Consider the following 26,052-nt stretch of genomic DNA (forward strand, 5'->3'; position numbering starts at 1 on the left):
CCACCGGTGGTCAGAGTGTGAAAATGCGTCTCGCATGCGAGCTTTGAGCCGATTGCGGAGGCGCAGTGAGAGTGTGGCGCGCGTCACGCTAGGGTATGCGCATGGCTTACCTGGTAACCGGGGCAACCGGGTTCATCGGTCGGTTCCTGGTTCCTCAACTCATCAAGCGCGGTGCCGACGTCCATGTGCTGGTGCGCCCCGGCGAAGACTCCGTCCTGCGCTTCAACCGCTGCCTGCGCGGCTGGGACGCGGGGGACCGGGTCCGCGCCGTCCGCGGCGACCTCAGCGCGCCCGGCGTCGGCATCGACCCGGACTGGATTGCCGCGCACCGGGGTTCGATCGACCACGTCTTCCATCTGGCCGCAGGCCTCGACTCCGTCGCACCCGGCGGCGGCACCCGGCGCATCGCCGAACTCGCCGCACGGCTGGAAGCGGGCCTGCTGCACCATGTTTCGACCGTGCAGATCGCCGGCGGCTGGGACGGGGTTTTCACCGAGGACATGTTCGACGTCGGCCAGGTGCTCGGCTCGCCGTACCAGCGCGCCATGCTCGAGGCCGAGAAAGCGGTCCGCGATCAGGACGGGGTGCCGTGGCGGATCTACCGGCCCTCCATCGTCATCGGCGATTCGCACACCGGCGAGATCGACCGCATCGACGGGCCCTACTACTTCTTCCGGCTGCTGCGCATGGCGGCGCAACTGCCGCGCATCCTGCCCGTGGTGTCACCGAAACTGGGGACCACCAATATGGTTCCGGTCGACTACGTGGTGCGCGCGCTCGATCACATCGCGCACCGGCCCGGCGGCGGGGGAGCCACCTATCACCTGTCCGACCCGCGCGAACAGAGCGTCGCCGAGGTCTTCAACCTCTTCGCCGACGAGGCGGGCGCACCGCACCTGATGGAGGTGCTGCCCAAACAGACCCTCGACGTGAGCCTGCGCGTCCCCGGTATGGGGTGGGCGCTGCGCCAGGTCGGCGTACCCGCCGAGGTCATCGAACACAGCGAATTCAGCTGCCACTTCGACTCCCGGCAGGCACAGGCCGCACTCGCCGGAACCGATATCAAGGTGCCGCCGCTGGTCGGCTACGCACCCATCATCTGGAAGTACTGGATCGAGAACTGGGTGTGAGCGCGTGACCGTCAGGGCGTGGAGGTCTGTTCGTGATCGGATAGCTCGGCGCGCGGCTCCGCACGGCCGTAATCCCAACCCACCCAGCGGTTTCGGTTGCGCCAGCCGACCAGGTCGAAGCGCCAGTTGAACGGCCAGGTGCGGGCGACCGTCATGAACAGCACCCCGCCCAGCGCGGTGTAATCGTCATGCGCGGACAGCAGCGCCCGCTGCTGTCGCGGCGATGCGGTGAAGAACGCGTCGAACATGGAGACCGACTGTTCGGTGGTGAGCCGTCCCAGGCCGTACACCCCGCGCATGCGCATCCAATAGACCAGCCGCGCCTGCCGCGACCACAGCGCCGCGATCGGATCCTCGCCCCGGCGAACGGCTTCGACGGCGGTATCGGCCAGCGCCAGCGAATCCGCCACGCTGTATCCGGTGCAGGGATGCATCATTCCGCCCCGCGAACCGAACGGAACCACCTGCCCCGCACCGGCTTTCGGCGGAGCGTCATCCAGCGGATAGTGCGCGGCCTCGGTGGGTTCATCGCCGGTGAGCCGAATCCCGTGCCGCTCCAGCCGATGCAGCGTCCGCTTGCGCAACTCGTGCTGTGGCATACCGCCCTGCAATCCGAGACTGGTCTCCTCGAAAACCACGGTCCCGTCGCCCAGCGGCATGGCGTAGAGGAAGGAAGGCGGCTCATCGGCCCCCGCGCCGTTCTCGCTCCGCCAATCCAGCAGCAGGCCCTCGCCGGGTGTGACCATGGGCGCGGCGATCTCCTCGCGCACGAAAATGCCGTGTGCCGCAGCGGTTCTGCGCTGTCCCGGCGCGGCCTGCCCGCGGGTGTCGATCACCACGTCGGCCCGAATCTCGGTGCCGTCGGCCAACTCCACCCGATGTGCGTCGACCACCGTGGCCCGTCCCGTGTGGACCGTGGCGTCATCCAGCGGCAGCGCGGCCTTCAACCCCGGCTTCGACAGCACGCAGTACGGCCGATCGATCCGATGCTCGGCCTTGGTCCACACCACCGGCCGCTCCACCCGGCTGGCAATCACGCTCTGCGGCAACCACTCCGGCAGTTCATCGATCCAGCAGGAGTACGTCGGCGGCCACAAGCGCTCCGGCCGCGGATCCACCGCGACGACCTTCAATCCGGCGGCCATGGCCCGATGGGCCAGCGCCTGCCCCGCGGGCCCCAGCCCGACGACGCAGATATCCGCCACCCCATTTACCGCCAGGCCACTCATACTTCGCATTCAAACAGCCCCGCCCCGGAACCGATAGGTCCGGGGCGGGGTGGTTTCGAATGTCCTGCTCTACTTCGGCGTCACCCAGGTGGTGATATCCGCGTGCACCACCTCGAGGCCGGACTTGTCGTAGATCGACACGGGGACCACGAGGTTCTGGCCCTCGGTGATCGACGGGAAGTCGGGCAGTTCGGGGAGCTTGGCCACCGCGCGCAGGCTGGAGTTGGCCTTGGCCAGGTACTGCACATTCATGGCCTTCGGAATCCAGCGGTGCGTGTCCGGGACGGTGGCCTCGGACAGCATGCCCATGGCGACCTCGGCGAGATTGCAGGCCGCGATGGCGTGGAAGGTGCTCAGGTGGTTGTGGATACCGAACCATTTCGGCGCGGTGACCTCGCACAGTCCGGGTTCGAGGCGGATCACGGTCGGGAGCACGGTGCCGAAGTAGGGGACGCGCGCGACCATGCCGAGGGAGAAAAGGGTGTGGCCGAGCCGATTGTCCGGCAGCTTCTTCCAGCCGCGGTAGGTGGCGGTCTCTTTCGTCATATCGGGTATCTTACTCAAAAGTAAGTTATCCGGAAGCCGGGTGCCGCCGAGTTCATCGCGGATCATCGCGACGCGCCCGGGCTGCGACACCCCGTAGGTCACGGGTCGCTCGGAACGCCGGTTGTGACCTGCCCCATCGCGTTTTCGGTCCGGTGGGGGGTCGATTTGAAGTCCCCCATAGCCGTGGGGCATACTGTTCAGGTTGCCCGCACCGGGTTGTGCCTTCCTACGGGAAAGTCGCAGGTGGTGACGGGGAAGCAAGACCCACTCTTGTACCTCGCCGTTTAGGCGCGGGTGCTTCCGGGACAAGGTTCCAAGGCTCAGAGATCACTCGGGCCGAAGAATGAGCGGATGGGCGACACGCCCGACCGCGTGGACCGGACGGAACCATGACAGATGAACAGCGGCGATGGATCGGGCCCCAGGTGGGCCGGTCGTGTGGTGGCTGATGCGTCTTCGTGTGTTCGGGCTGTGCAAATGAGGGTGTTTCGGGAGCGAAAGCTCCTGGGGCACAAACGTTAAGCGGAGAAAAGGACACTCAGCGTGGCGGGACAGAAGATCCGCATCAGGCTCAAGGCCTACGACCATGAGGCGATCGACGCGTCTGCGCGCAAGATCGTCGAGACGGTGACCCGTACCGGTGCCCGTGTCGTCGGCCCGGTGCCGTTGCCCACCGAAAAGAACGTGTACTGCGTCATCCGTTCGCCGCACAAGTACAAGGACTCGCGCGAGCACTTCGAGATGCGTACGCACAAGCGGCTGATTGACATTCTCGACCCCACGCCGAAGACGGTCGACGCTCTCATGCGTATCGACCTCCCGGCCAGCGTCGACGTCAACATTCAGTGACGGGGATTCCAGATATGACTGACAACAAGAGCAGGCCGGCTGCCGGCATCCTGGGAACCAAGCTCGGTATGACCCAGGTCTTCGACGAGAAGAACCGCGTTGTTCCGGTGACCGTCGTCAAGGCCGGTCCGAACGTCGTGACCCAGATCCGCACCGCCGAGCGCGATGGCTACGCCGCCATCCAGATCGCTTACGGCGCAATCGATCCGCGCAAGGTGAACAAGCCGGTTTCCGGCCAGTTCGCCAAGGCCGGTGTCACCCCTCGCCGCCACATCACGGAGATCCGCGTCGCTGACGTCGATTCCTTCGCGGTCGGCCAGGAAATCGGCGCGGACGCCTTCGAAGAGGGCACCTACGTCGACGTGACCGGAACCTCCAAGGGCAAGGGCTTCGCCGGCACCATGAAGCGTCACGGCTTCGCCGGTCAGGGCGCCTCGCACGGTGCGCAGGCTGTGCACCGTCGTCCGGGTTCCATCGGTGGTTGCTCCACCCCGGGCCGCGTGTTCAAGGGCATGCGCATGTCCGGCCGGATGGGTAACGACCGCGTCACCACGCAGAACCTCTCGGTCCACAAGGTGGACGCCGAGAACGGTCTGCTGCTGATCAAGGGCGCGATCCCGGGCCGCACCGGCGGCATTGTGATCGTCAAGAGTGCAGTGAAGGGTGGTGCCCGGGCATGAGCACCGAGACCAAGACCAACCTGACGCTTCCGGTCAAGGCCGCAGGCGGCAAGACCGAAGGCACCGTCGAGCTCCCCGCGGAGATCTTCGACGTGACCGCCAACATCGCGCTGATGCACCAGGTCGTCGTGGCCCAGCGTGCCGCGGCTCGCCAGGGCACGCACGCCACCAAGACCCGCGGTGAAGTCCGCGGTGGTGGCCGTAAGCCTTACCGCCAGAAGGGCACCGGCCGCGCCCGTCAGGGTTCGACCCGTGCGCCGCAGTTCGCCGGTGGTGGCACCGTCCACGGCCCGCAGCCGCGCGATTACAGCCAGCGTCTGCCCAAGAAGATGAAGGTCGCCGCACTGCGCGGTGCTCTGTCGGACCGGGCGCGCAACGAACGCATCCACGTGATCACCGAACTGGTCCCGGGTCAGACCCCGTCGACCAAGGTCGCCAAGAGCTTCCTCGCCGAGCTTTCGAGCCGCAAGCAGCTCCTGGTCGTCGTCGGCCGCGAGGACATCGCCACGTGGAAGAGCGTTGCGAACCTGCAGAACGTGCACCCGATCGCTCCCGATCAGCTGAACACCTATGACGTGCTGAAGGCCGATGAGGTCATCTTCTCCGTCGAGGCGCTCAACGCCTTCGTGCACGGCCCTGCCGAAGCTGCACAGGAGGAGAGCAAGTGACCACGATCGCCGACCCCCGCGACATTCTGCTGGCGCCGGTCATCTCCGAGAAGTCCTACGGACTGATCGAAGAGGGTACGTACACCTTCATCGTGCACCCGGACTCCAACAAGACGCAGATCAAGATTGCCGTCGAGAAGGTCTTCGGCGTCACGGTGACCAGCGTCAACACCGCTAACCGTCAGGGCAAGCGCAAGCGGACCCGCGCCGGTTACGGCAAGCGCAAGAACACCAAGCGCGCGCTCGTGACCCTCTCGGCCGACAGCAAGCCCATCGAGATCTTCGGAGGCCCGGTCGCGTAAGCGCCTGGGAATCCAGAAAGTAGAGAAGAACTCATGGCAATTCGTAAATACAAGCCGACTACCCCGGGTCGTCGTGGCGCTTCGGTTTCGGACTTCGCCGAAATCACCCGCTCGACCCCCGAGAAGTCGCTGCTGCGTCCGCTCACCAAGACCGGTGGCCGTAACGCTCAGGGCCGCATCACCACCCGTCACAAGGGTGGTGGCCACAAGCGCGCCTACCGCGTCATCGACTTCCGCCGCCTCGACAAGGACGGTATCCCGGCCAAGGTCGCTCACATCGAGTACGACCCGAACCGCACCGCCAACATCGCGCTGCTGCACTTCGCCGACGGCGAGAAGCGGTACATCATCGCGCCCAAGGGCATTGCCCAGGGCACGAAGATCGAGTCCGGCACCGGCGCCGACATCAAGCCCGGCAACAACCTGCCGCTGCGCTCGATCCCGACCGGTACCACCATCCACGCGGTCGAACTGCGTCCGGGTGGCGGCGCCAAGATGGCTCGCGCCGCGGGTATGAGCATTCAGCTGCTGGGTAAGGAAGGCGCCTACGCCGTCCTGCGTATGCCTTCCGGTGAAATCCGTCGCGTCGATGTGCGCTGCCGCGCCACCATCGGCGAGGTCGGCAACGCCGAGCAGTCGAACATCAACTGGGGCAAGGCCGGCCGTATGCGCTGGAAGGGCGTCCGCCCGACCGTCCGTGGTGTCGTCATGAACCCGGTCGACCACCCGCACGGTGGTGGTGAAGGTAAGACCTCCGGTGGTCGCCACCCGGTCTCGCCGTGGGGTAAGCCGGAAGGCCGCACCCGCAAGCCCAACCGTCCCAGTGACAAGCTCATCGTCCGCCGCCGCGGCAAGAAGCGTTAAGGAGGAGGTTAGACATGCCACGTAGCCTGAAGAAGGGCCCGTTCGTCGACGGCCACCTCCTGAAGAAGGTGGACGTTCAGAACGAGAAGGGCACGAAGCAGGTCATCAAGACCTGGTCGCGTCGTTCCACCATCATTCCCGATTTCATCGGTCACACCTTCTCGGTCCACGACGGCCGTAAGCACGTGCCGGTGTTCGTGTCCGAGAACATGGTTGGACACAAGCTCGGTGAATTCGCGCCGACGCGGACGTTCCGCAGCCACGTCAAGGAAGATCGGAAGAGCAAGCGGCGATGAGCACTGAAACTCAGAATCAGACCGCGCGCGCAACCGCCAAGCACGTGCGCGTGACGCCCATGAAGGCTCGTCGTGTCGTGGACCTGGTCCGCGGCAAGCGTGTCGAGGATGCGCTGAACATCCTGCGGTTCGCCCCGCAGGCTGCCAGCGAGCCGGTCGCCAAGGTTGTCGCTTCGGCGGCCGCCAACGCCGAGAACAACCTCGGCCTGAACCCGGCGACCCTGGTCATCTCGACGGCGTTTGTCGACGAGGGCGCGACCATGAAGCGTTTCCAGCCGCGTGCCCAGGGCCGTGCGTTCCGGATTCGCAAGCGCACCAGCCACATCACCATCGAGGTCGAGAGCGTGCCCACTGCCGGCGCTGCCACTCGTAGCCGCCGGAAGGGAGGGGCAAAGTAAATGGGACAGAAAATCAACCCCCATGGCTTCCGCCTCGGTATCACCACCGACTGGAAGTCGCGTTGGTACGCCGATAAGCAGTACAAGGAATACGTCGGCGAAGACGTCAAGATCCGCAAGCTCCTCTCCACCGGTATGGAGCGCGCGGGCATCTCGAAGGTCGAGATCGAGCGCACCCGTGATCGCGTCCGTGTGGATATCCACACCGCGCGTCCGGGCATCGTGATCGGCCGTCGTGGCGCCGAAGCCGACCGCATCCGTGCCGAGCTGGAGAAGCTCACCGGCAAGCAGGTGCAGCTGAACATCCTCGAGGTCAAGAACCCCGAGTCGGATGCGCAGCTCGTTGCCCAGGGTGTGGCCGAGCAGCTGTCGAACCGTGTGGCGTTCCGTCGTGCGATGCGTAAGGCCATTCAGTCGGCCATGCGTTCGCCGAACGTCAAGGGCATCCGCGTGCAGTGCTCGGGCCGCCTCGGTGGCGCCGAAATGTCGCGCTCGGAGTTCTACCGCGAAGGCCGTGTGCCGCTGCACACCCTTCGTGCGGACATCGACTACGGCCTGTACGAGGCCCGCACCACCTTCGGCCGTATCGGCGTGAAGGTGTGGATCTACAAGGGCGACATCGTCGGTGGCAAGCGTGAGGTCACCGCGACCGCAGCGCCGGCCGGCGACCGTGATCGCCCGCGTCGTGAGCGGCCGAGCCGCCCGCGTCGTTCGGGTGCCCAGGGCACAACCGCGACCAGCACTGAGGCCGGGCGTGCCGCGACTGCTGTCGCGGAGGCTCCGGCTGAGACGACCCAGGAGGGCTGACCTATGTTGATGCCTCGCAAGGTCAAGCACCGTAAGCAGCACCACCCGAGCCGTTCGGGCATGTCCAAGGGCGGCACGGCGGTTTCCTTCGGTGAGTACGGCATCCAGGCTCTGGAGCCGGCTTACGTGACCAACCGTCAGATCGAGTCGGCGCGTATCGCGATGACCCGCCACATCAAGCGTGGCGGCAAGATCTGGATCAACATCTACCCCGATCGCCCGCTCACCAAGAAGCCGGCCGAAACCCGCATGGGTTCCGGTAAGGGTTCGCCGGAGTGGTGGATCGCGAACGTGAAGCCCGGACGGGTCATGTTCGAGATGTCTTACCCGAACGAGGAGACCGCTCGTGAGGCCCTGCGCCGCGCGATGCACAAGCTCCCCATGAAGTGCAGGATCGTGACGCGAGAGGAGCAGTTCTGATGGCTACCGCTAATCCGGCAGCAGAGCTGCGTGAGCTGACCGAGGAAGAGCTCGTCGCGAAGCTTCGCGAAGGCAAGGAAGAGCTGTTCAACCTGCGCTTCCAGATGGCGACCGGTCAGCTGACCAACAATCGTCGCCTGCGTGTGGTCCGTCACGAGATCGCCCGCATCTACACGGTCATGCGTGAGCGCGAGCTCGGCCTGGCCTCCGGTCCGCAAGGCAAGGGAGACGCCGCATGAGCGACGTAAAGGGCCCGGCCAAGACGCCGGCCAAGGCAGAAGAGCGTGGCCAGCGCAAGGTGCGCATCGGTTACGTTGTTTCCGACAAGATGACCAAGACCATCGTGGTCGAGCTGGAAGATCGCGTGAAGCACAAGCTTTACGGCAAGATCATCCGCACCACCTCGAAGGTCAAGGCGCACGACGAGAATGAGATCGCCGGTATCGGTGACCGCGTGCAGCTGATGGAGACCCGTCCGCTGTCCGCCACCAAGCGCTGGCGTCTGGTCGAGGTGCTGGAGAAGGCCAAGTAAGGTCTGCTCCATCCTCGACGACAGTCGAAATGCGAAGGCCCGCTTCCCCTGGGGAGGCGGGCCTTCGTCATGTCACGGGTCAGGTGATCAGAGCGCGCCCATATCGGCGGATAGCCAATGCTCCGGTCGCATGTAGACCGCGACCTGTTCGCCGATACCGAGTTCCTCGGTGGACTTCAGGTACTTGTCGACCTGCGGGGGAGTGAGATAGCGCGAGGCCATCTCATGGTGCATCTCGTCGGTCATGACGGTGATGCGGTCGATCGGGCCCTCGGCCGTCACATAGCGGACGGTGGGTTCCACCACCTGCGCCATGATGCTGAAGCGGCCGGACTCCTTCAGCAGGCGCATCTTCTGTGACTCGGGCCCGGTGATGATCCACAGTTCGCCGCCGGGGGTGTACTGGTACCAGATGGGGACGTTCAGGGGCGCGCGACCGGGCTTGTTGTTCACGGCCAACGCGCCGATGTGTGGTTGGGCCAGGAAACTCTGTCGTTCTTCCAACGTCAGTGCCATACCTCCACGCTAGCGCGGGGGTACGACCGGTTCGGTTCGCCGGGACAGATCGGGGACGCCGAACAGCGCCATCGTCACCTGATAGACGTGCGTGGTGAGGGTCGGCAGCGCGCGCGGTCCAGGGCCCTGGATGCAGTCGCGAATGCGGTCGTCGATGGCTCCGATGAGGGCGTCGAAGAATTCGTCGGGAATCTCGGCGGGGATGTCGCCGGCGGCGTGGCCGATCCGGAAGGCGGCCCGCATGCGCTGTGCCAGACGGTTTTTCATATGCCGCCGCTGTTCCGCCACCACGGGTCCGGCGGCGAGGCATTCCACGTGCAGGGCGCGGGCGCAGTCGGCATTGTCGCTGAGCGCGCGCAGGTATTCGCCGAGCGTGGTGTGGATGAGTGTGCGCCAATCGGAATGCGGTGTGCTGGCGATACTTCGGTCGAGCTGTTCGATGACGAGATCGACCGCGGCCTCGAAGGCGGCGAGGAAGCATTCGTCCCGATCCCGGAACAGCTGATAGAAGGTGCGCCGCGAAACCCCAGCGCGCGCAACGATATCCGCCACCGTGGTGGCGTTGTAGCCGCGTTCGGAGACGGCCTCGAGCACGCCGAAGAAGATGCGCATGCGCTGTGAGTGCACGACGTCCTCCGGATTGATGCCGTGGGTGCCGGGCGGCAGGCGGCGGCGATCGAAGCCGGATTCCAGAGCCATCTCCAGAGCATAGAGTCGCGCGGGCTGTGAGGCGCGCCACAGTTGGGGCAAAGCTGTGACCCAGACACCATTCGTGGCCATCATAGGTACGCCACAGTTTATAAGCCGGGATCGTGTCGGATGCCCGGATGGAGGGGAGCACGCATGATCGGGAGAGCCCGCAGCCACCTGATCCGAGTAGCCATAGCCGCCGTAGCCATCACCATGACCTCGCTGTCTGTGACGCCGACCGCCGCTGCCGAAACCCCGCCGGACGGCGGTGAACTCGGGCAATCCTGGCTGGCCGCGCACGACGGACCGGCGAAATACCCGGGCCGCTATCCCGGCGAGGTGCACATCGATTTCGATGTGCCGATCACCATGAGCGACGGAACGGTGTTGAAGGCCAATGTGTATCGGCCCGTCGACGCCAATGGCGTACCGGTCACCGATCCGCTGCCGACCATCGTCAATCTGACGCCCTATACCAAGTTCGCGTCCTGGCTGGCCGATGTGGCGCTGTCGGTGCCGTGGCTGTCCGATGCCCTGATCCAGCTGGTGAACAGTGTGGATCTGACCGGGACACCACTGTCCTCGGTCACGGATCTGACCCGGGTGCTCAGCGGCGGCGCGGCCCGGACCTTCGGCGCGGACCGCAGGCTCATCCAGCACGGTTACACCCAGATCGTGGTGGACACCCGCGGCACCGGCTATTCGCAGGGCGCGTGGCAGTTCTTCCAGAGCCGCGAGACCCAGGATTCGGTCGAGGTGATCGACTGGGCGTCGAAACAGCCCTGGTCGGACGGCAATATCGGGATGAACGGCATCTCGTACTCGGGCATCAACCAGTACATGGTGGCCGCGCAGAATCCGCCCGCGCTCAAGGCGATCTTCCCGGTGGAGGGCAGTACCGACAAGATCGGTGACGTGGCCGCGCCCGGTGGCGGGCTCGGTTTGTTCGCGCCGCTGTACATCGCGTTCATCGATGTGATCCAGAACTTCCCGGATCCGGTCGGCGTCGTACTCGGTCACTTGGACGCGAAATGGCTGATGGACCGTGTCACAACGCCTTTCGAGTTCTTCGACTACATCATCATGGCGCTGACACCCTCGGTGGATCTGCTGCCCGAGCCGCTGAAACAGGCATTGCGGCCGGGAAGTGAACTGCGCGAGGCGTTCTCGGACAGTCATCCCGAGCGCATCAAGGTGCCGACCTTCGCGTACGGCGGCTGGCAGGACATCTTCGCGCCGTCCAGCGCCATGTCGTTCGATCGGATTCCGCTGCCGCCGGAGCAGAAGAAGCTGATCATGGGCGATACCTATCACGCGAATCCCGGTTCGGGCCTGGGCAATCCGGGTAAGCCGCCGCGGCTGGACGTGCTCCAGATGGCCTGGTACGACAAGTGGCTCAAGGGCATCGACAACGGTATCGATCAGTACGGCCCGGTGGTGCTGTGGCAGCAGGGCGGCGGCTGGACCGCGACCTCGTGGCTGCCGCGGCCGACGTCGGAGTACCGGCGCATGTACCTCTCGCCCGCGCGCAGCGGTACCGCGAACAGCCTGTACGACGGATCCCTGAACGGTGATGGCACCGATGCGCCCGCGCAGCTGACGGTTTCGCCGCTGACCGGTATCACCGCACTCTGCTCGCGCGATATGGCGGTCGAATCACTGGGGATAACCTCGGTGATCGACGGCTGCACCAAGGATGACCGCATTCACGAGCTCGGCGGCCTGACCTTCACCAGCACACCGGTTTCCGAGGCGACGGTCATCTCGGGGCCGATCAATGTGCATCTGAACACCGCGTACGACTCCTCCGAGGGCTACTGGTCCGTCACGGTGAATGACGTTGCGCCCGATGGTCGTTCGACCGTGGTGGCCAGCGGTCAGCTCACCGCGTCACTGCGTGCGGTGGATGAGGACAAGAGCAAGCGGAACGCGGCCGGTGATCTCACCGAGACGGCGTATCTGCTGACCTTGGATTCCCGGCAGCCGCTCGTTCCCGGTCAGCCGACGACGATCGATATCGCGGTGAATCCCGTTGACGCGGTGCTGCAACCGGGCCATCGGGTGCGAATCGACGTGTACGCCAGCAATTTCCCGCGCGGGGTATTGCTGCCGCCGCTGCTGGTCGAGAGCCGTCTCGCGAATCAGCATGTGCTGCTGGATCCTTCGGAGCCGAGCTACGTCAACCTGCCGTTGAGCCGCGCGATCGCATAGCCCGGCGATCGCATAGTCAGGAGGGGAGAAGGCCCGCTTCCGGTTGGGGGAGCGGGCCTTCGTGCTGTGCGCCGCCCGGTTCAGGCGGGGGTGTGCAGGGATTCGACGGTGCGGACCAGCGGTGCCAGTTCGGGATTGCCCGCCGCGTCGTCGAGGGCTTCGCGCAGGGCGGCGTCATTGGTGGGCCGCGCGGCTTCCAATAGCTCGCGCCCGGCGTCGGTGACCTTGGTGTAGATGCCGCGGCGATCGGTGGGGCAGAGGTACCGCGCGAGCAGGCCGCGGTCTTCGAGCCGGGTGACCAGGCGGGTGGTGGCGCTCTGGGACAGCACGATGGCGTCGGCGACCTGTTTCATCTGGAGCATGCCGCCGGTGCCGTCGTGCTGGCGGCTCAGTACGTCGAGCAGGGAGTACTCGCGCACACTGAGCTCGTGTTTCGCCTGGAGCGCGCGTTCGATGTGCGCTTCGATCCGCCCGTGCAGCACGGTGAGCGCGCACCAGCCCTGGGCGAGACCGGTGAGTGCGGGATCGGTGGCAGTCATGTGACCAGGATAGACCACTTCCGCGAATGCCCGCGCTTGCGAGTAACACGCGTCTGCAACTATTGTGTTTGCAATAACGCGCTCTTGCAATCGTCTGGAAGGTGTAGTCATGCCGCTCGCACTGCTGGCCCTGGCAATCGGGGCCTTCGGAATCGGCACCACCGAATTCGTCATCATGGGACTGCTGCCCGAGGTCGCCGGTGACTTCGGGGTGTCCATTCCGACCGCCGGCTGGCTGGTCACCGGCTATGCGCTCGGCGTCATGCTGGGTGCGCCGATCATGACCGCGCTGGGCACCCGCGTCCCCCGCAAGCGCATGCTCATGCTGCTGATGGGGTTCTTCATCGCCGGGAATCTCATCTCCGCCATCGCCCCGGTCTTCGGCGTCATGCTGATCGGCCGCGTGGTCGCCTCACTGGCGCACGGCGCGTTCTTCGGCATCGGCGCGGTGGTCGCCGCGGATCTGGTCGCCCCGGATCGCAAGGCCGGTGCCATCGCCATGATGTTCACCGGTCTGACGGTCGCCAATGTCGTCGGCGTACCGCTGGGCACCTTCGTCGGTCAGCAGATCGGCTGGCGCGTCACCTTCGCCATCGTGGCGCTGCTGGGTGTGGCGGGTCTGGCCGGAATCGCCAAGCTGGTTCCGAACCTGCCCACCCCGGAGAATGTAAACCTGCGCCGGGAGTTGGCCGCTTTCAAGAACATTCAGGTGTGGCTGGCCAACGGCATGACCGTGCTCGGCTTCGGTGCGGTATTCGCGGCGATCACCTATATCGCCCCGATGATGACCGAGATCGGCGGTTTCGCGGACGGTTCCATCACCTGGCTGCTGGTGCTGCTCGGCCTGGGGATGGTTGTGGGCAATCTGGTGGGCGGTAAATTCGCCGATCGCGCGCTGATGCCGATGCTGTATATCTCGTTGTCCGCGTTGACGATCGCGCTGGCGCTGTTCACGGTCACCGCGCAGGTGAAGGTGCTGGCCGCGATCACCATCTTCGTCATCGGCGCGCTCGGCTTCGCGTCGGTGCCCTCGCTGCAGAAGCGGGTGCTGGATCAGGCTCCCGAGGCCCCGACCCTCGCATCCGCCGTGAATATCGGCGCGTTCAATCTCGGAAATGCCTTGGCCGCGTGGCTCGGTGGGCTGACGCTCTCGGCGGGGCTGGCCTACACCGCGCCGAATTGGGTGGGTGCGGGGCTGGCTGCCTCGGCCCTGGTGCTGGCGCTGGTGTCCGCCGCGCTGGAGCGCCGCGAAACCGGTGCCGCGGCGGCGGTTTCCGAACCCGTTCTCGTCTCGGCGGCGCGCTGACGTCGCGCCCGTCGCCGCGGTTTCCGCGCGGTGGCGGGCATTCGGCGTTTCGCAATTGTGCGTTCGGCGTTTCGCGAGCTGAGCCGTATTCCGTACCGCGCGTTCTTGTATGGCGTTTGTCGCATTGCTAGTCTCGGCGACGTGCCCGCTACCGGGTACAGATCCTCGGGCGCGATCGGTGTGTGAATGCTCGACAATGTGGTTCGGGTCGCGATAGTCGGAATGGGACCTCGCGGTCTGAATGTATTCGAACGGATTTGTGCCAATGCTCGACAGCTCGGTAATTGCGCGGGCGTCGAGCTGATCCTGATCGACTCGAAAAGGGTTGGCACGGGCGCGGTCTGGCGTACCGATCAGCCTGCTCAGCTGCTGATGAACACGGTCGCCGAGCAGGTCACCATCTTCACCGATGACACGGTGGAGATGGCCGGGCCGGTGGATAGAGGGCCGAGTTTGTACGAATGGTCCAATTTCCTCGCCAAGATCGGCAATTTCGCCGGATTGCCCTCCGGCGCTTATCGAGAAGCGCTGCGCATCCGCGCCGATACCTATCCGCCGCGCTACTTCTACGGCCATTATCTGCGCTGGGCATTCGAACGCACCCGGGATCGCTATTCCGAATGGGTGCATACGCGCGAAATTGTGGCTACCGCAACCGATTTGTGGGACGGCCCGGGCGGATTGCAGGAACTCGAACTGAGCACCGGCGAACGCATTCGCGGACTGCACGCGGTAGTCCTGGCTCAGGGTCATCTGGGGGAGGAGCCGCCGGAAGAGCCCGGCTCCCTGCATGATTCGGCGCGCACACTTGGCCTGGGCTATACCGCCCCCGCCAATGCCGCCGATATCGACGTGCACGCCATCCCCGAGCGGGAACCGGTGCTCATTCGCGGCCTCGGCCTCACGTTCTTCGACTATCTGGCGCTGCTCACGGTCGGTCGCGGCGGCTGTTTCAAGGAGTCCGACGCCGGACTGGAGTACGTGGCCTCCGGACATGAGCCGCTGATCATGGCGGGCTGCCGCCGGGGCGTACCGCATCACGCGCGCGGTGAGAACCAGAAGGGTGTGGACGGCCGCTACGCGCCGATCCTGTTGAATCCCGAGCGCATCGCCCGATTGCGCAGTCGCTCACGCAAATTCGGCGATGTGTCGTTCCGGCACGATGTGTGGCCGCTCATCGCCCGCGAGGTCGAATCGGTGTACTACGCGGCGCTGCTGGCCGAGCGGCTGAGTCCGCAACGGCTGGAAGCGTTCCGGGACGCCTATCTGGGCGCGCCCGCCGCCGATTCCGCGGAACTGTTGCAGCGCTTCCACATCGGGCAGGACGAGCAGTGGGATTGGTCCACGCTGGTCGATCCCACCGGCGGCCGCAGTTTCGGCGATCCCGCCGAATTCCACGATTGGCTGCTCGGTTATCTGGACGCCGATGTGCGCGCGGCCCGGCTGGGCAATGTGCGCGGTCCGGTGAAGGCGGCCCTGGATGTGCTGCGGGACCTGCGCAATGAGGTCCGGCTGGTGGTCGATCACGGCGGTATCGCCGGATCGTCGTACCGCGATGATCTGGATCGCTGGTACACCCCCATGAACGCCTTCCTGTCCATCGGCCCGCCCGCCAGCCGCATCGCCGAACTGTCCGCGCTGATCCGGGCGGGCGTGGTGCGGGTCATCGGCCCGGGTATGCGACTGCGGGTCGATACCGGGCGGCGGCTGTTCAGTGCGGAGTCCCCGCAGGTGGCTGGCTCGCAGGTGCGCGGACGGCATCTCATCGACGCCTGGATGCCCGCACCGGATCTGCGCCGCACCGCCGATCCGCTGCTGCGTAATCTGCTGGGCCGCAAGGATGTCAGCGGTTTCAGCATGGGTTCGCCGGACGGCAGCAGCTATCGCACCGGCGGTCTGGCACTGGCCCCGAACACCCATCATCTGGTGGATGGCGAGGGCCGAATCCAGCACCGCCGCTACGCCTTCGGGGTGCCCACCGAATCGGTGCGCTGGGTGACCGCGGCCGGTCCGCGGCCCGGCGTGAATTCGGTGACGCTGGCGGACGGCGACGGGATCGCCCGCGAGATCCTCACCACGCACCGCTATGAGCGCTCCGCGAATTCCTCTGAAAGGCAAGGCGATATGGCGATCGAATACGGTCTGCTGTCCCCGGTGGGAGTGGGCGCACCGGTGGAATCCCTGCTCGGCGACGATGCCTGGATCGAGGCCATGCTGGAGGTGGAGCTGGCGCTCTCGCGGGCGCAGGCGCGCCTGGGCATGGTGCCCGAGGTGGTGCCCGAACATATGGCACTCGCGGTGCGCGGGCACACCTTCGATGCCCGCGAGATCGCGGAAGCCGCACGGGGAGCGGCGAATCCGGTGGTGTGCTTCGTGGAGCGGCTGCATCGCGCGGTCGCCGATATCGATCCGGTGAGCGCGAACTACGTGCACTACGGGTCGACCAGTCAGGACATTCTCGATACCGCGACCATGTTGATCGCGGCGCGCGTGCTGTCGGTGATGATCGCCGACCTCAATGGCATTCTGGCCGGACTGGCGGAACTTGCGCGGCGGCACCGCAGTACGCCCATCGCCGGTCGCACCCTGGCCATGCAGGCGGTGCCGACCACGTTCGGCGCGAAGGTGGCGGTGTGGATGCAGGGCATTCTGGATGCCCGTGAGCGGTTGTGCCAGGTGCGCACCGGGCTGCCGGTGCAATTGGGCGGTGCGGCGGGCACTTTGGCGTCGTACATCGAATGCGCGCGCTGCGGTGAATCGGAGCTGTCGGTGGCCACCAGCGGCGAGATCATGGAGAAGTTGAGCGCGGAATTCGCCGCGGAACTCTCACTCGCGGTGAGCGCGACCCCCTGGCATACCGTGCGCACCCCGATCGCGGATCTGGCGTCGTCACTGGCGCTCACCTCCGGGGTGCTGGGCAAAATGGCGGTGGACGTGATCTCGCAGTCCCGCACCGAGATCGCGGAGGTCTACGAGCCCGCAGCCGAGGGGCGCGGTGAATCCTCCGCCATGCCGCAGAAGCGAAATCCGGTGCTGAGCACCATGATTCGGGCGGCGGCGCTACAGGTCCCGGCGCTGGCCTCGACGCTGTTCGGCGCGCTGCTGGCCGAGGATGAGCGGCCCGCGGGTTCCTGGCATGCCGAGTGGCAGCCGCTGCGCGAATGTCTACTGCTGGCGGGCGGCGCGGCGCATACCGCGGTGGAATTGGCCGAGGGACTGACCGCCGACGCCGATCGGATGACCGCGAATCTGACGCTCACCGAGGGGCAGATCGTGTCCGAACGCCTGTCCATTCGGCTGGGGCCGCTGCTGGGTAAGCCGGTGGCGAAGAAGACGCTGCAATCGGCGTCGTACGAATCGCAGTCCAGCGCACGGCCTTTGGCCGAGGTGCTGGCCGAATCCCCGGATATCGCACTGCATTTGAGCGGACCCGAACTCGATGATCTGCTGCGCCCGGAGAACTATCTCGGCGCGGCCCCCGATCTGGTGGATCGGGTGCTGCGCCGAATGTGAGGTGAGTGCGGACTACCAGTTCTTGCGCGGGCGATTGGTGGCCGCGCGGCGTTCGGCGTCCTTGATCTTGACGCGTTCGGCTTCGGCCTGCACCGCGACGTAGTTCTTGCGCTCGGCGATCAGCCATTCCGGCGGATCGGCGACCAGGGCCGCGATCTGCGCGCTGGTCATGGCGTCCTCGACGCCCGCGCGGCCGAGCCCGGAGTTGGAGATGCCGAGTTTGCGGGCCGTCACATCGCGCGGGAACGGGCCGTCCCGGTGCAGATCCTGCAGCCACTGCGGCGGGTTGGCGCGCAGCTCGTCCAGCTGGGCGCGGGTGAGCGGTGAGTTCCGGAACTCCTCGGGGGTTGCGGGGAGGTAGATGCCGAGTTTGTCGGCCGCGGTCAGCGGCTTCATGGTCTGGGGTTTCTTGTCCGGGCTCACCTGCTCAGGGTATCGGGCGGGGTCGGGGGAACCGGCCGCGCGGTGCGGTTATCCATGGAGCGGTGCAATAACCTGGGTGGAATGAGCCGGTTCGAGTCGATCGATGTCACGCGTCTGCGCTGGTTCGCCGGGGTTGCGCAGGAGTTGCACTTCGCCCGCGCCGCGCAGGCTTTGGGGATTTCCCGGCAGCGGTTGAGTCATACGGTCATCGATCTGGAGGAAGAGCTCGGGACGAAACTGTTCGTCCCCGGGGCGTCGCCGACCCAGCTCACGGCCGAGGGCGAGGAGCTGCTGGCGGCCGCGCTCGAGATTCTCGCCAATGTCGTCGAGGAGGCTCCGGCAGCCCCCGATGACGATGCCGAGCGCCTGCGGGTCGGGTTCGTGCCCGGGGTGACGGTCACCAAATGGGAGCGCATCTGGCGGGAGCGGTATCCGGAGATCGTCCTGGAGATGCTGGCCGTGCCCATGCGTGAACAGGAGGCGGCGTTGCGCGAGGGCCGGGTCGATATGGCGTTCGTGCGCCTGCCGATCGATCGCGAGGGCATGAGCGCGATTCCGCTCTATCGCGAGATCGCGGTGGTGGTGGTGCCCAAGGATCATCCGATCTCGGTATTCGAGCAGGTGAGCACGCTCGAGCTGGCCGATGAGCGGATGCAGGACGCCGCCGACCTGGATGAGGCGGCCATGACCCTGGAGTTGGTGGCGGCGGTCAGCGGTGCGGCCATCGTGCCGCATTCCATCGCCCGCCTGCACGCCCGCAAGGATCTGGTGTATCGGACCGTCACCGATGTGCCGCCGACCGAGATCGCGCTGGCCTGGCCCGCCGAGCGCACCACGGATCTGGTGGAGGAGTTCGTGGGCGTGGTGCGCGGGCGTTCGGAGCGCAGTACCCGGTCGCCGTCCGGGCAGGAGAAGAAGCAGCAGCCGAAGGCGCAACCGCGCGCGGGTAAGAAGCCGCCCGCCGGGAAGAAGCCGACCGCGGCGAAACGTGCTGGGGGAGCGCAGAAACCGGGTAAGCGGCGCGGGCGCTGACCGCCGCCGGTTCCGGCCCGTCTCCCGTCCGGGAGGCGGGCCGTTCTCGTTCTCGGGGAGACCCTGGAGATATATCAGGGTCAATTCAGGGTTGCGCTATACGTATACGTCTACTTATAGTGATTTCAGACGCCGAAGCGGCCGTCTGCCGAGCTCGCTCGGCGACCGAAGTCATTGCGGCACAGTGCATCTCATTCCGTGACAGCGGCTTGTAGATTCATGCCTATATGCGCATTGTCGCACCTGAAATCTGGAGTATGTCATGGACATCGATATGCAGAAACCCGCCGGCGACGAATCGCAGACCGCGCTCATCGCCCAGAACTTCCCCGAGGGCATGAGCCGCATCGAACTGCGCGTCGGCCCCGGCGGCGGGCGCACGCAGAGCTTCGTCGGCCGCCTGCTGGCGGAATCGCAGCAGGTCACCAAGGCCGGCACCGAGGTGGTGAAGGTCTATCAGAGCCGCAAGGGCAAGTTCGTGGTGCACCGCCACTACATCGAGTGGGCGGACTTCCAGCAGGCCACCAAGCAGGCGTACCGCAACGCCAAGGACGATTTCGTCGTCGCCCGGCGCAACTCGGATCAGTCCGACTTCACCCCACTCACCAACTGGGCCAAGGAATTTAAGAACTGGCGCGAGATGCTCGGCCTGGGTGAGGATGGCTATGGCGACTTCACCCTGGACATCGTGGAGTCGCTCGAGGAGCTGCGTGATCGCATTCCCGCCAAGGCGTTTCGTATCGCCTCGGATGTAGTGGCGAACCCCGCCTCGCAAGACCTCGATATCTGAATAACGCGGCCGAACCCCGAAAGGACTTCTCCCGCATGTTCTCCCGACTGGGACGCTTCGTCGTTCATCAGCCGTGGCTGGTCATCGGTGTATGGCTGGTTGCCATTGTCGGTGTCATGTTCAGCGCTCCCACGCTGACCGCCAGCACCGACCAATCCGATTTCCTCCCTTCGCATTACGAGTCGATCCAAGCGGCGCGGTTGCAGCAGCAGGCGTTTCCCGGCAGCACGACCCCGGCCGCGCTCATCGTCTTCGAGCGCGCCGACGGCGCGCCGTTGACTACGGCCGACACCACCGCTGTGCAGGCCGTCGCGGATAACCTCGCCGCGCGAAAGATCAAGGAAGTCACCGCGATCGCGGCGACGCCCCCGTCGGAGAACGGGCTCATCGATATCGTCGCGGTGCAGATGACCAAGGTCACCACCCCGGAGGCGAAACCGCAGACCGAGGCCGTGAAGGACCTGCGTTCGGCGCTGAAGGAGGCGATGCCGCAGTCGGATCTGAAGGCGGGCATCACCGGTCAGGTTGCGCAGACCCTGGATCAGCAGGAGTCCGGTAAGACGGCGATGAAGCTCATCTTCCTCGCCACCATTGTGCTGATCGTGGTGTTGTTGCTGGTGGTCTTCCGCAGCCCGGTCATCGCGGTGCTGCCGATCATCGTGATCTTCGCTATCTCGTTCGCGGTCAACGGCCTGATTGCCATGGTGAGCAAGGCTTTCGACCTCAAGGTCGACAGTTCCACGGAGACGCTGCTGATCATCGTGTTGTTCGGTGTCGGCACCGACTACATCCTGTTCCTGATGTTCCGCTATCGGGAGCGGCTGCGGGCGGGTGAGGATCCCAAGACCGCGATGATCAGTTCGGTCGCGCGGGTCGGTGAGGCGATTACCTCGGCGGCCGCTGCGGTGATCATTGCCTTTGGCGCGCTTATGCTTTCGACGCTCGGTATGTTCCGGGCGCTCGGTCCGGCACTGGTGATCGCGGTGGCGGTGGCGCTGCTGGCGGGGCTCACGCTGGTTCCGGCGATCGTTTCGCTGTTGGGCACCAGGGTGTTCTGGCCGTCGAAGAACTGGATGAAGGAGCCGGAAGGCGCCAGGTTCGCGGTGGTCGGTGCGGCACTGGGTAGGCGTCCGGGGCTGCACGCGCTTGTTTCCGGCGGGGTGCTGGTCGCGCTGGGCGTGGTGGCGTTGGGTTTCCATCCGACTTTCGATATGAGTTCGTCGGCGACTTCGGGTTCCTCGGAATCGACGGTCTACAGCAAGGTTCTGCTCAAGGGCATGCCCGCGGGCACCACGCAGCCGTCGCAGGTGTATCTGCGCTCGGACGGGGTGCTGGACGCCGATCAGTTGATCGGCTACCGCGAGACGCTGACGCATGTGCCCGGTGTGGGGCAGGTGTCGCAACCGAAGCTGTCGGAGAACAAGCAGATCGCCGAATTCCAGGTGACGTTGAATTCTGCGCCGGATTCGGACGCGGCCCTGGATACGGTGCGAGGCCCGCTGCGCGAGACCGCGCACTCTGCGGCTCCGCCCGGCAGCACCGCGGTGGTCGGTGGCATCAGCTCGATTTTCGTGGACTTCCAGCACGCGATGAACCGTGATTACAAGGTGGTGTTCCCGGTCGCGGCGGTGCTCATCATGCTGGTGCTGGCGTTGCTGCTGCGCAGTGTGGTCGCGCCCTGGTATCTGATGGCGTCGGTGTTCCTCGGGTTCGCCGCCACGCTGGGTGCGGCGGTGCTGGTCTTCCAGCATCTGGACGGCGAGTCGGGCTTGATCTTCAACCTGCCGCTGATCATGTACCTGTTCGTGGTCGCGCTGGGGACCGATTACAACATCCTGATGGTTGCTCGCCTGCGGGAGGAGGCGCGGGAGGGCAATGATCCGCACACCGCCGCAGCACTGGCGATCCGGCATACCGGTCCGACGATCGTCGCGGCGGGTGCGATTCTGGCGGGTTCGTTCGCGTCGATGATGTTGGCGGGCAACAGCATGCTGATTCAGCTCGGCTATGCGATCTCGATCGGAATCTTCATCGCGGCGTTCGTGATGGCGATGTTCTTCACCCCGTCGGTGACCGCGCTGATCGGCAAGGCGGCCTGGTGGCCGGGTCACGGTGGTGACGCCGATCCGCAGGCGGAGTTCGACAATCGCCAGTGGGCGGAGCCGGTACCGGATTCCGCCAAGCGCTAGCCGCGAATCAGGCTTCAGCACAGCCGGGCTCGTCTCCTTCGGGAGGCGGGCCCGGCTCGCTGTCCAGCGCCGATACCCATCTGACAGAAACACGTTTCAGTTTTTTCCGGAAAGCGCCACCGCCCGAACTGGACAACCGATATGGTTCGCCGGACCGCACTCGATGCGGCCTGCACCCGAGGAGTTTCCACATGTCCAAGACCGTGAACAAGCGCATCGCCCAGCGGGCCGGGTTCGGCGTCACCGCACTGGCCGCGGTGGCCTGTTCCGCGGCCCTGACCGCCCCCTACGCGTCGGCCGTCCCCACCGGCCTCTCGGTGAACGCCCGCAATGTCTACGCGGCCTGCACCTACGAGGTCACCGCGACCTACGACCACTGGATCCAGGTCTGGTTCTACGACAACGGCCTGGTCATCGGCGGCAGCCCGATCAACCCCAGCAATGGCAAGGCCACCATCCAGTGGACCCCCAAGGGCGCGGGCACCCACACCCTCTCCACCCTCCAGGGCTCGGTCTGGGAACTCAAGGTCAACGTCCTGCAGCCCACCCTCACCGGCAGCGCCACCTGCGGCGCCGGCCCCCTGGGCTTCCTGGGCTCCTGATCCCGGTTCGGTGCTGGCCCGACCACACCGAACCGTCCCGGGTCGGCCAACTGAAAATCCTCTGTTCCCAAAGTTGGCCGACCCACCCCTTCTGTTGTGTGGGGCGCATTCCTCTGTTCCGTTGCGTGAAACATGCTGCTGTAAAGCATGTTTCACGCAGCCACTGCTTACGCCGTGGCAGTCCCCGTCTTAGCTACCACGCTGAAATGGTTATGCGGGGTAGGCGCTTCATCGCCCCTGCCTTTCGCCGGGTCGGCGAGGTGGTCTTCCGGATGGCTCCGCGCCCATCTCCAGCCCTGTTACTGGCGGCCGGGCTACTCCCGGTACCGGTCCTCATTTCTCGCCGCGTTCTACGCGGCGTCACCGAGGCGCGCGAGGTTGACGGCCGCGTTCAGGTCTCGATCAATCACCAGACCGCATATCCCGCAGCGATATTCACGTTCTTTGAGCGGCAGCTTGGTTCTCGCGCCGCATCCGGAGCAAATTTGAGTGGATGGGAACCACCGGTCGGCGATCCGCAGCGTGATGTGATGTCGCTCCGCCTTGTAGCTCAACTGTGTTCGCAACGCGCCGAGCGCGGCATCGCCGACACTGCGATTGAAACCCTTCAAGCAGGCTTTTCGATTTCTGAACATCCCAGCGACATTCAAATCTTCGATCACGATCACATCGTGCTTGGAGGTCAACGTGGAAGTCGCTCGATGCAGCTCGTGCCGACGGATATTCCGCACTCGCGCATGGGCCTTCGTCAGTTGTCTGTGGTTCCGAGTCCATCTTCGCGATGGTCGGCATGACGACTTGTTGACCGGATCCCATCGCCCACGTCGGCGAGCGGCTCGTCGTTGCAGGGTGTGCAGCCTGCGCAGCGCTGCGTTCAAAGGTTTCGGTGCTGCGACACGTAACACCTCGGTTCCATCGGGTGTGGCCGCTACCAGAAGATTCTTGATCCCCAGATCAACGCCAACGACCGGATGCCCATTGCGCCGGGTTGTCGTGGGCTGCTCTTGAACTTCGACGATGGTGTGCAGCGAGCAGAGCCAGCGGCCACCTTCGAACTGCACTGTGGCTGACAGGACTCGCGCTGTTCCACTGTCGAGATGGTGGACAAGCTTTCGGGTTGACTCGTATGTGTGAATCCGGCCGAGCATGGGGAGGGTGATGTGGTGACGATCGCCTTCCACTCGAATGGTGCCGGTGGTGAACCGCACCGATTGTGGTGAGCGGTGCTTGGATTTGTAGTTGGGGAAACCGATCGCGGCCCCGGCTCGGCTGCCACACTTCGACTTCCACCAGGACTCCAGGGCTCGGGACAGCGCGTCGATCCCACTGTTGTAAGCCTCTTTGCTGTTCTCGCGCCACCAGGGCGCATGTACTTCCTTGCGCTGGTTCCATACTTTGCGCAGGGCGGGCAGCGACCAGCCTTGCGCGGGTGTCAGCTCATCCTCCGGGATGTCATAGGAGCGTTCGGCCGCACGTTGATCCCGGACGGCGATCACGAACTCGAGCATGTGATTGAAGGCGAAGCGTGCCGCCCCGCAGTGCGATTCAAGCGCTCGTATTTGTCTCGGAGTCGGATCCAAGGCGAATCGATAGGCCTGCATCCTGCAGCCGTCCGGGACTGTGAATCGAGCCATTCGTACCCCCGCAGTCGTCTGTGTCATCAGAAAACCAGCGGGAGAATTCAAACATACGTTCGATAGTGTCGAAAGAAAGCTGCTGATGTTGTCGGGTTTGTCCCGCGAGTCAGCGGAGTGTCGTATGCCAGACGAGGGCGGCGGCCAAGGCGCCTGCGCCGTTGACGGACCAGTGCAGGGCTATGGGGGCCAGGAGGCTGCCGCTGCGGCGGCGGAGCCAGGTGAAGACGGCTCCGGCGGCGGCGGTGGCGAGGACGGCCAGGGCGATGCCGATTATCTGGCCGGGGATGCCGTTGCCTAGGAAGCTGGACAGGCCCTTGTTGCCGTTGGTGAGGCCGAGGGATGAGGCCACGTGCCAGAGGCCGAAAAGCATTGAGCCCGCGGCGAATACGCCGCGTGCGCCGTAGGCGCGGTCGAGGGTGCCGTGCAGCACGCCGCGGAAGGCCAGCTCTTCGGGGATGGCCGTTTGCAGTGGGATCACGATCATCGATGCGATGAGTGCGCCGGAGATGGTGGCGTAGCGGTCCGCCAGGAAGAACGGGCGGGTAATCGGGAGCAGGGCTCCGATGGCCACGGCGAGCAGGACCACGCCGACGGCGGCGACCGCCCACAGTGTGCCGCTGCGCCATTGGCGCGGGGACAGGCCCAGTTCGGACCAGCCCAGGCCGCGGCGGCGGACCATCGCCAGCAGCACAATCGCGGCAATCGGGACCGTGATAATGCTGGCCAGGGCGTTGGTGAAGTGGGCTATCAGATTCGTGCAGATCAGAACGGCTACGACGACTGCCACGTCTATGTAGGCGTGCAGGCGGTGGCGGAGGGGCGCGGGTGCCGGGGAGAGCACGGCGATCGCACCGTTATCGTTCTGAGACATCCCGGCCAGTGTACGTACGGATTCTTAGAATGCACTCGAAAAGTTGTTAAAGCTGATCACCGCCGGGCGCGGGGCCCGCTGCCCAGCCTTCGGGGTCATGCCAAGCCTGCAGCGTGCGGGCGGTTTCGAAGCGGCGCGGCTGCCGGGAAATCGGGTCCGTGAATTCGAGCGCAGCGGCGAGCAATTGCAGTGGCCGGGTGAAGTCTTCGACCGGTTTGTCGGTGAGTTCGGGATAGAAGTCGTCACCCAGGATCGGAATGCCGAGCGAGTTCATGTGCAGCCGTAGTTGATGCGTGCGCCCGGTCTTGGGTCGCAGCCGGTATCGCCCCAGCCCGTCGCGCTGTTCGAGCAGTTCGATATGGGTTTCGGCATTGGGTTCGCCCGGCTCCTCGAATGCCCGCAGCACCTGCCGTTCCTTGATGATCCGGCTGATGACCGTCCGCGGTAGTTCGAGCTCGGGATCGAAGCGCGCGATGGCCTCGTATTCCTTGTGCACGGTCCGTTTGTGGAACATGGTCTGATACGCCCCGCGCACAGCCGGATTCACGATGAAGAGGATGAGTCCGGCGGTGACCCGGTCGAGTCGATGCGCGGGCACCAGATCGGGTAGTTCGAGTTCGCGCCGCAGTCGCACCAGCGCGGTCTGCAGGATGTGCTGTCCGCGCGGAATGGTCGACAGGAAGTGCGGTTTGTCGATGACGAGGATGTTCTCGTCGCGATGCACGATGCCGATCTGGAACGGCACCTCGGTCTCATCGGGCAGATCGCGGTGGAACCACACCGCCCCGCCGGGCACGTACGCGGCGTCGGGCGCGATGGGCCCGTCCAGATCGACGATCCCGCCTTCGCGCAGCAGCGCGTCGATGCGCGCCGGATCGACGCGGGGGAGCCGTTCGACGAGATGATCGCGAATGGTGGCCCAGTCACCGTCCTCGGGCAGCCGCAGCCGCGCCGGGTCCAACCCGTGCCGCTTGGGTAGCGGCGGCTGCTGCCTGCGTCTCACCGGGTGAAC

At 65.5% G+C, this 26,052-nt stretch carries 28 protein-coding genes; 19 read left to right on the top strand and 9 right to left on the bottom strand.

Features of this window, described 5'->3' with window-relative positions:
* Positions 1 to 101 precede the first annotated feature (101 nt).
* A complete protein-coding gene (locus ACFC0O_RS28390; protein WP_375962928.1) occupies positions 102 to 1,130 on the top strand; it encodes an SDR family oxidoreductase in 1,029 nt (342 codons plus the stop codon).
* Between the two features lie 11 nt (positions 1,131 to 1,141).
* On the opposite strand, the gene ACFC0O_RS28395 is transcribed toward ACFC0O_RS28390, so the two are convergent.
* On the bottom strand, positions 1,142 to 2,359 hold the full coding sequence (locus ACFC0O_RS28395) for a lycopene cyclase family protein (RefSeq protein WP_375962931.1): 1,218 nt from the start codon (positions 2,357 to 2,359) through the stop codon (positions 1,142 to 1,144).
* A gap of 69 nt (positions 2,360 to 2,428) precedes the next feature.
* Positions 2,429 to 2,905: a hotdog fold domain-containing protein gene (locus tag ACFC0O_RS28400; RefSeq protein WP_364641153.1), complete on the bottom strand. Its 477-nt coding sequence runs from the start codon at positions 2,903 to 2,905 to the stop codon at positions 2,429 to 2,431.
* A gap of 543 nt (positions 2,906 to 3,448) precedes the next feature.
* Between ACFC0O_RS28400 and rpsJ the strand changes: the two genes are divergently transcribed.
* From rpsJ to rpsQ, 11 genes are read left to right on the top strand one after another with little or no spacing between them, the layout of a single operon-like run.
* A complete protein-coding gene (gene rpsJ / locus ACFC0O_RS28405; RefSeq protein WP_003938093.1) occupies positions 3,449 to 3,754 on the top strand; it encodes a 30S ribosomal protein S10 in 306 nt (101 codons plus the stop codon).
* A 14-nt stretch (positions 3,755 to 3,768) separates the two neighbouring features.
* Positions 3,769 to 4,434, top strand: a complete 666-nt coding sequence (gene rplC, locus ACFC0O_RS28410) for a 50S ribosomal protein L3 (protein WP_364641150.1) — start codon at positions 3,769 to 3,771, stop codon at positions 4,432 to 4,434.
* Complete coding sequence (gene rplD / locus ACFC0O_RS28415) at positions 4,431 to 5,102, top strand: 50S ribosomal protein L4 (RefSeq protein ID WP_364641147.1); 672 nt, start codon at positions 4,431 to 4,433, stop codon at positions 5,100 to 5,102. The genes rplC and rplD overlap by 4 nt, the downstream gene beginning before the upstream one ends.
* Positions 5,099 to 5,404, top strand: a complete 306-nt coding sequence (gene rplW / locus ACFC0O_RS28420; protein WP_309231514.1) for a 50S ribosomal protein L23 — start codon at positions 5,099 to 5,101, stop codon at positions 5,402 to 5,404. Before rplD ends, rplW begins: the two co-directional genes overlap by 4 nt.
* A 33-nt stretch (positions 5,405 to 5,437) precedes the next feature.
* Positions 5,438 to 6,268: a 50S ribosomal protein L2 gene (gene rplB, locus ACFC0O_RS28425; RefSeq protein ID WP_364641143.1), complete on the top strand. Its 831-nt coding sequence runs from the start codon at positions 5,438 to 5,440 to the stop codon at positions 6,266 to 6,268.
* A 14-nt stretch (positions 6,269 to 6,282) separates the two neighbouring features.
* Entirely contained in the window at positions 6,283 to 6,564 is a 282-nt protein-coding gene (gene rpsS, locus ACFC0O_RS28430) for a 30S ribosomal protein S19 (RefSeq protein WP_364641140.1), read from the top strand.
* Positions 6,561 to 6,962 carry a 50S ribosomal protein L22 gene (gene rplV / locus ACFC0O_RS28435; RefSeq protein WP_067519526.1) on the top strand — a complete coding sequence of 134 codons (402 nt, stop codon included), beginning with the start codon at positions 6,561 to 6,563 and terminating at the stop codon, positions 6,960 to 6,962. The genes rpsS and rplV overlap by 4 nt, the downstream gene beginning before the upstream one ends.
* Positions 6,963 to 7,769: a 30S ribosomal protein S3 gene (gene rpsC, locus ACFC0O_RS28440; protein WP_067571121.1), complete on the top strand. Its 807-nt coding sequence runs from the start codon at positions 6,963 to 6,965 to the stop codon at positions 7,767 to 7,769.
* 3 nt (positions 7,770 to 7,772) lie between these two features.
* A complete protein-coding gene (gene rplP, locus ACFC0O_RS28445; RefSeq protein ID WP_067571123.1) occupies positions 7,773 to 8,189 on the top strand; it encodes a 50S ribosomal protein L16 in 417 nt (138 codons plus the stop codon).
* Entirely contained in the window at positions 8,189 to 8,428 is a 240-nt protein-coding gene (gene rpmC, locus ACFC0O_RS28450) for a 50S ribosomal protein L29 (protein ID WP_364641136.1), read from the top strand. The genes rplP and rpmC overlap by 1 nt, the downstream gene beginning before the upstream one ends.
* Positions 8,425 to 8,721, top strand: coding sequence for a 30S ribosomal protein S17 (rpsQ, locus tag ACFC0O_RS28455; RefSeq protein WP_067571127.1), 297 nt, complete (start codon positions 8,425 to 8,427; stop codon positions 8,719 to 8,721). Before rpmC ends, rpsQ begins: the two co-directional genes overlap by 4 nt.
* An 87-nt stretch (positions 8,722 to 8,808) precedes the next feature.
* Here the strand turns inward: rpsQ and ACFC0O_RS28460 are convergent, their stop codons facing one another.
* Entirely contained in the window at positions 8,809 to 9,237 is a 429-nt protein-coding gene (locus tag ACFC0O_RS28460; protein WP_364641133.1) for a pyridoxamine 5'-phosphate oxidase family protein, read from the bottom strand.
* A 9-nt stretch (positions 9,238 to 9,246) separates the two neighbouring features.
* Positions 9,247 to 9,936 carry a TetR/AcrR family transcriptional regulator gene (locus ACFC0O_RS28465; RefSeq protein ID WP_375962938.1) on the bottom strand — a complete coding sequence of 230 codons (690 nt, stop codon included), beginning with the start codon at positions 9,934 to 9,936 and terminating at the stop codon, positions 9,247 to 9,249.
* Positions 9,937 to 10,080: 144 nt separating this feature from the next.
* Here ACFC0O_RS28465 and ACFC0O_RS28470 point away from each other — a divergent pair, with 144 nt between their 5' ends.
* On the top strand, positions 10,081 to 12,138 hold the full coding sequence (locus ACFC0O_RS28470; RefSeq protein ID WP_375962941.1) for a CocE/NonD family hydrolase: 2,058 nt from the start codon (positions 10,081 to 10,083) through the stop codon (positions 12,136 to 12,138).
* Positions 12,139 to 12,218: 80 nt separating this feature from the next.
* Here ACFC0O_RS28470 and ACFC0O_RS28475 read toward each other — a convergent pair whose 3' ends face one another.
* A complete protein-coding gene (locus tag ACFC0O_RS28475) occupies positions 12,219 to 12,677 on the bottom strand; it encodes a MarR family winged helix-turn-helix transcriptional regulator (RefSeq protein ID WP_375962943.1) in 459 nt (152 codons plus the stop codon).
* A gap of 109 nt (positions 12,678 to 12,786) precedes the next feature.
* On the opposite strand from ACFC0O_RS28475, the gene ACFC0O_RS28480 reads away from it, so the two are divergent.
* Both ACFC0O_RS28480 and ACFC0O_RS28485 read left to right on the top strand, forming a co-directional pair.
* Positions 12,787 to 13,983, top strand: coding sequence for an MFS transporter (locus tag ACFC0O_RS28480; RefSeq protein ID WP_375962945.1), 1,197 nt, complete (start codon positions 12,787 to 12,789; stop codon positions 13,981 to 13,983).
* 186 nt (positions 13,984 to 14,169) lie between these two features.
* On the top strand, positions 14,170 to 17,496 hold the full coding sequence (locus ACFC0O_RS28485; RefSeq protein ID WP_375962947.1) for an FAD/NAD(P)-binding protein: 3,327 nt from the start codon (positions 14,170 to 14,172) through the stop codon (positions 17,494 to 17,496).
* Positions 17,497 to 17,508: 12 nt separating this feature from the next.
* Here the strand turns inward: ACFC0O_RS28485 and ACFC0O_RS28490 are convergent, their stop codons facing one another.
* Complete coding sequence (locus ACFC0O_RS28490; RefSeq protein WP_375962950.1) at positions 17,509 to 17,919, bottom strand: DUF5997 family protein; 411 nt, start codon at positions 17,917 to 17,919, stop codon at positions 17,509 to 17,511.
* An 81-nt stretch (positions 17,920 to 18,000) separates the two neighbouring features.
* Here ACFC0O_RS28490 and ACFC0O_RS28495 point away from each other — a divergent pair, with 81 nt between their 5' ends.
* The 4 genes from ACFC0O_RS28495 (at position 18,001) to ACFC0O_RS28510 (ending at position 22,532) form a co-directional block, all read left to right on the top strand.
* Positions 18,001 to 18,951, top strand: coding sequence for a LysR family transcriptional regulator (locus ACFC0O_RS28495; protein ID WP_375962952.1), 951 nt, complete (start codon positions 18,001 to 18,003; stop codon positions 18,949 to 18,951).
* A 262-nt stretch (positions 18,952 to 19,213) separates the two neighbouring features.
* The gene (locus ACFC0O_RS28500; RefSeq protein WP_364641108.1) at positions 19,214 to 19,741 is read left to right on the top strand and encodes an EXLDI protein; all 528 of its coding nucleotides are present in this window, start codon (positions 19,214 to 19,216) and stop codon (positions 19,739 to 19,741) included.
* 35 nt (positions 19,742 to 19,776) lie between these two features.
* Entirely contained in the window at positions 19,777 to 21,930 is a 2,154-nt protein-coding gene (locus ACFC0O_RS28505) for an MMPL family transporter (protein ID WP_375962954.1), read from the top strand.
* Positions 21,931 to 22,121: 191 nt separating this feature from the next.
* On the top strand, positions 22,122 to 22,532 hold the full coding sequence (locus tag ACFC0O_RS28510; protein WP_364641103.1) for a hypothetical protein: 411 nt from the start codon (positions 22,122 to 22,124) through the stop codon (positions 22,530 to 22,532).
* 350 nt (positions 22,533 to 22,882) lie between these two features.
* On the opposite strand, the gene tnpB is transcribed toward ACFC0O_RS28510, so the two are convergent.
* The 3 genes from tnpB to ACFC0O_RS28525 all read right to left on the bottom strand — a co-directional run bounded on the left by tnpB (position 22,883) and on the right by ACFC0O_RS28525 (position 26,043).
* Positions 22,883 to 24,193 (bottom strand): IS607 family element RNA-guided endonuclease TnpB, encoded by a 1,311-nt coding sequence (gene tnpB, locus ACFC0O_RS28515; RefSeq protein ID WP_375962956.1) that lies wholly within the window; start codon positions 24,191 to 24,193, stop codon positions 22,883 to 22,885.
* Positions 24,194 to 24,275: 82 nt separating this feature from the next.
* Entirely contained in the window at positions 24,276 to 25,040 is a 765-nt protein-coding gene (locus tag ACFC0O_RS28520) for a CPBP family intramembrane glutamic endopeptidase (protein WP_375962959.1), read from the bottom strand.
* Positions 25,041 to 25,086: 46 nt separating this feature from the next.
* Complete coding sequence (locus tag ACFC0O_RS28525) at positions 25,087 to 26,043, bottom strand: RluA family pseudouridine synthase (protein WP_375962962.1); 957 nt, start codon at positions 26,041 to 26,043, stop codon at positions 25,087 to 25,089.
* Between the last annotated feature and the right edge of the window lie 9 nt (positions 26,044 to 26,052).

This window comes from Nocardia sp. NPDC056100 (genome assembly GCF_042266325.1).
Lineage (GTDB): Bacteria > Actinomycetota > Actinomycetes > Mycobacteriales > Mycobacteriaceae > Nocardia.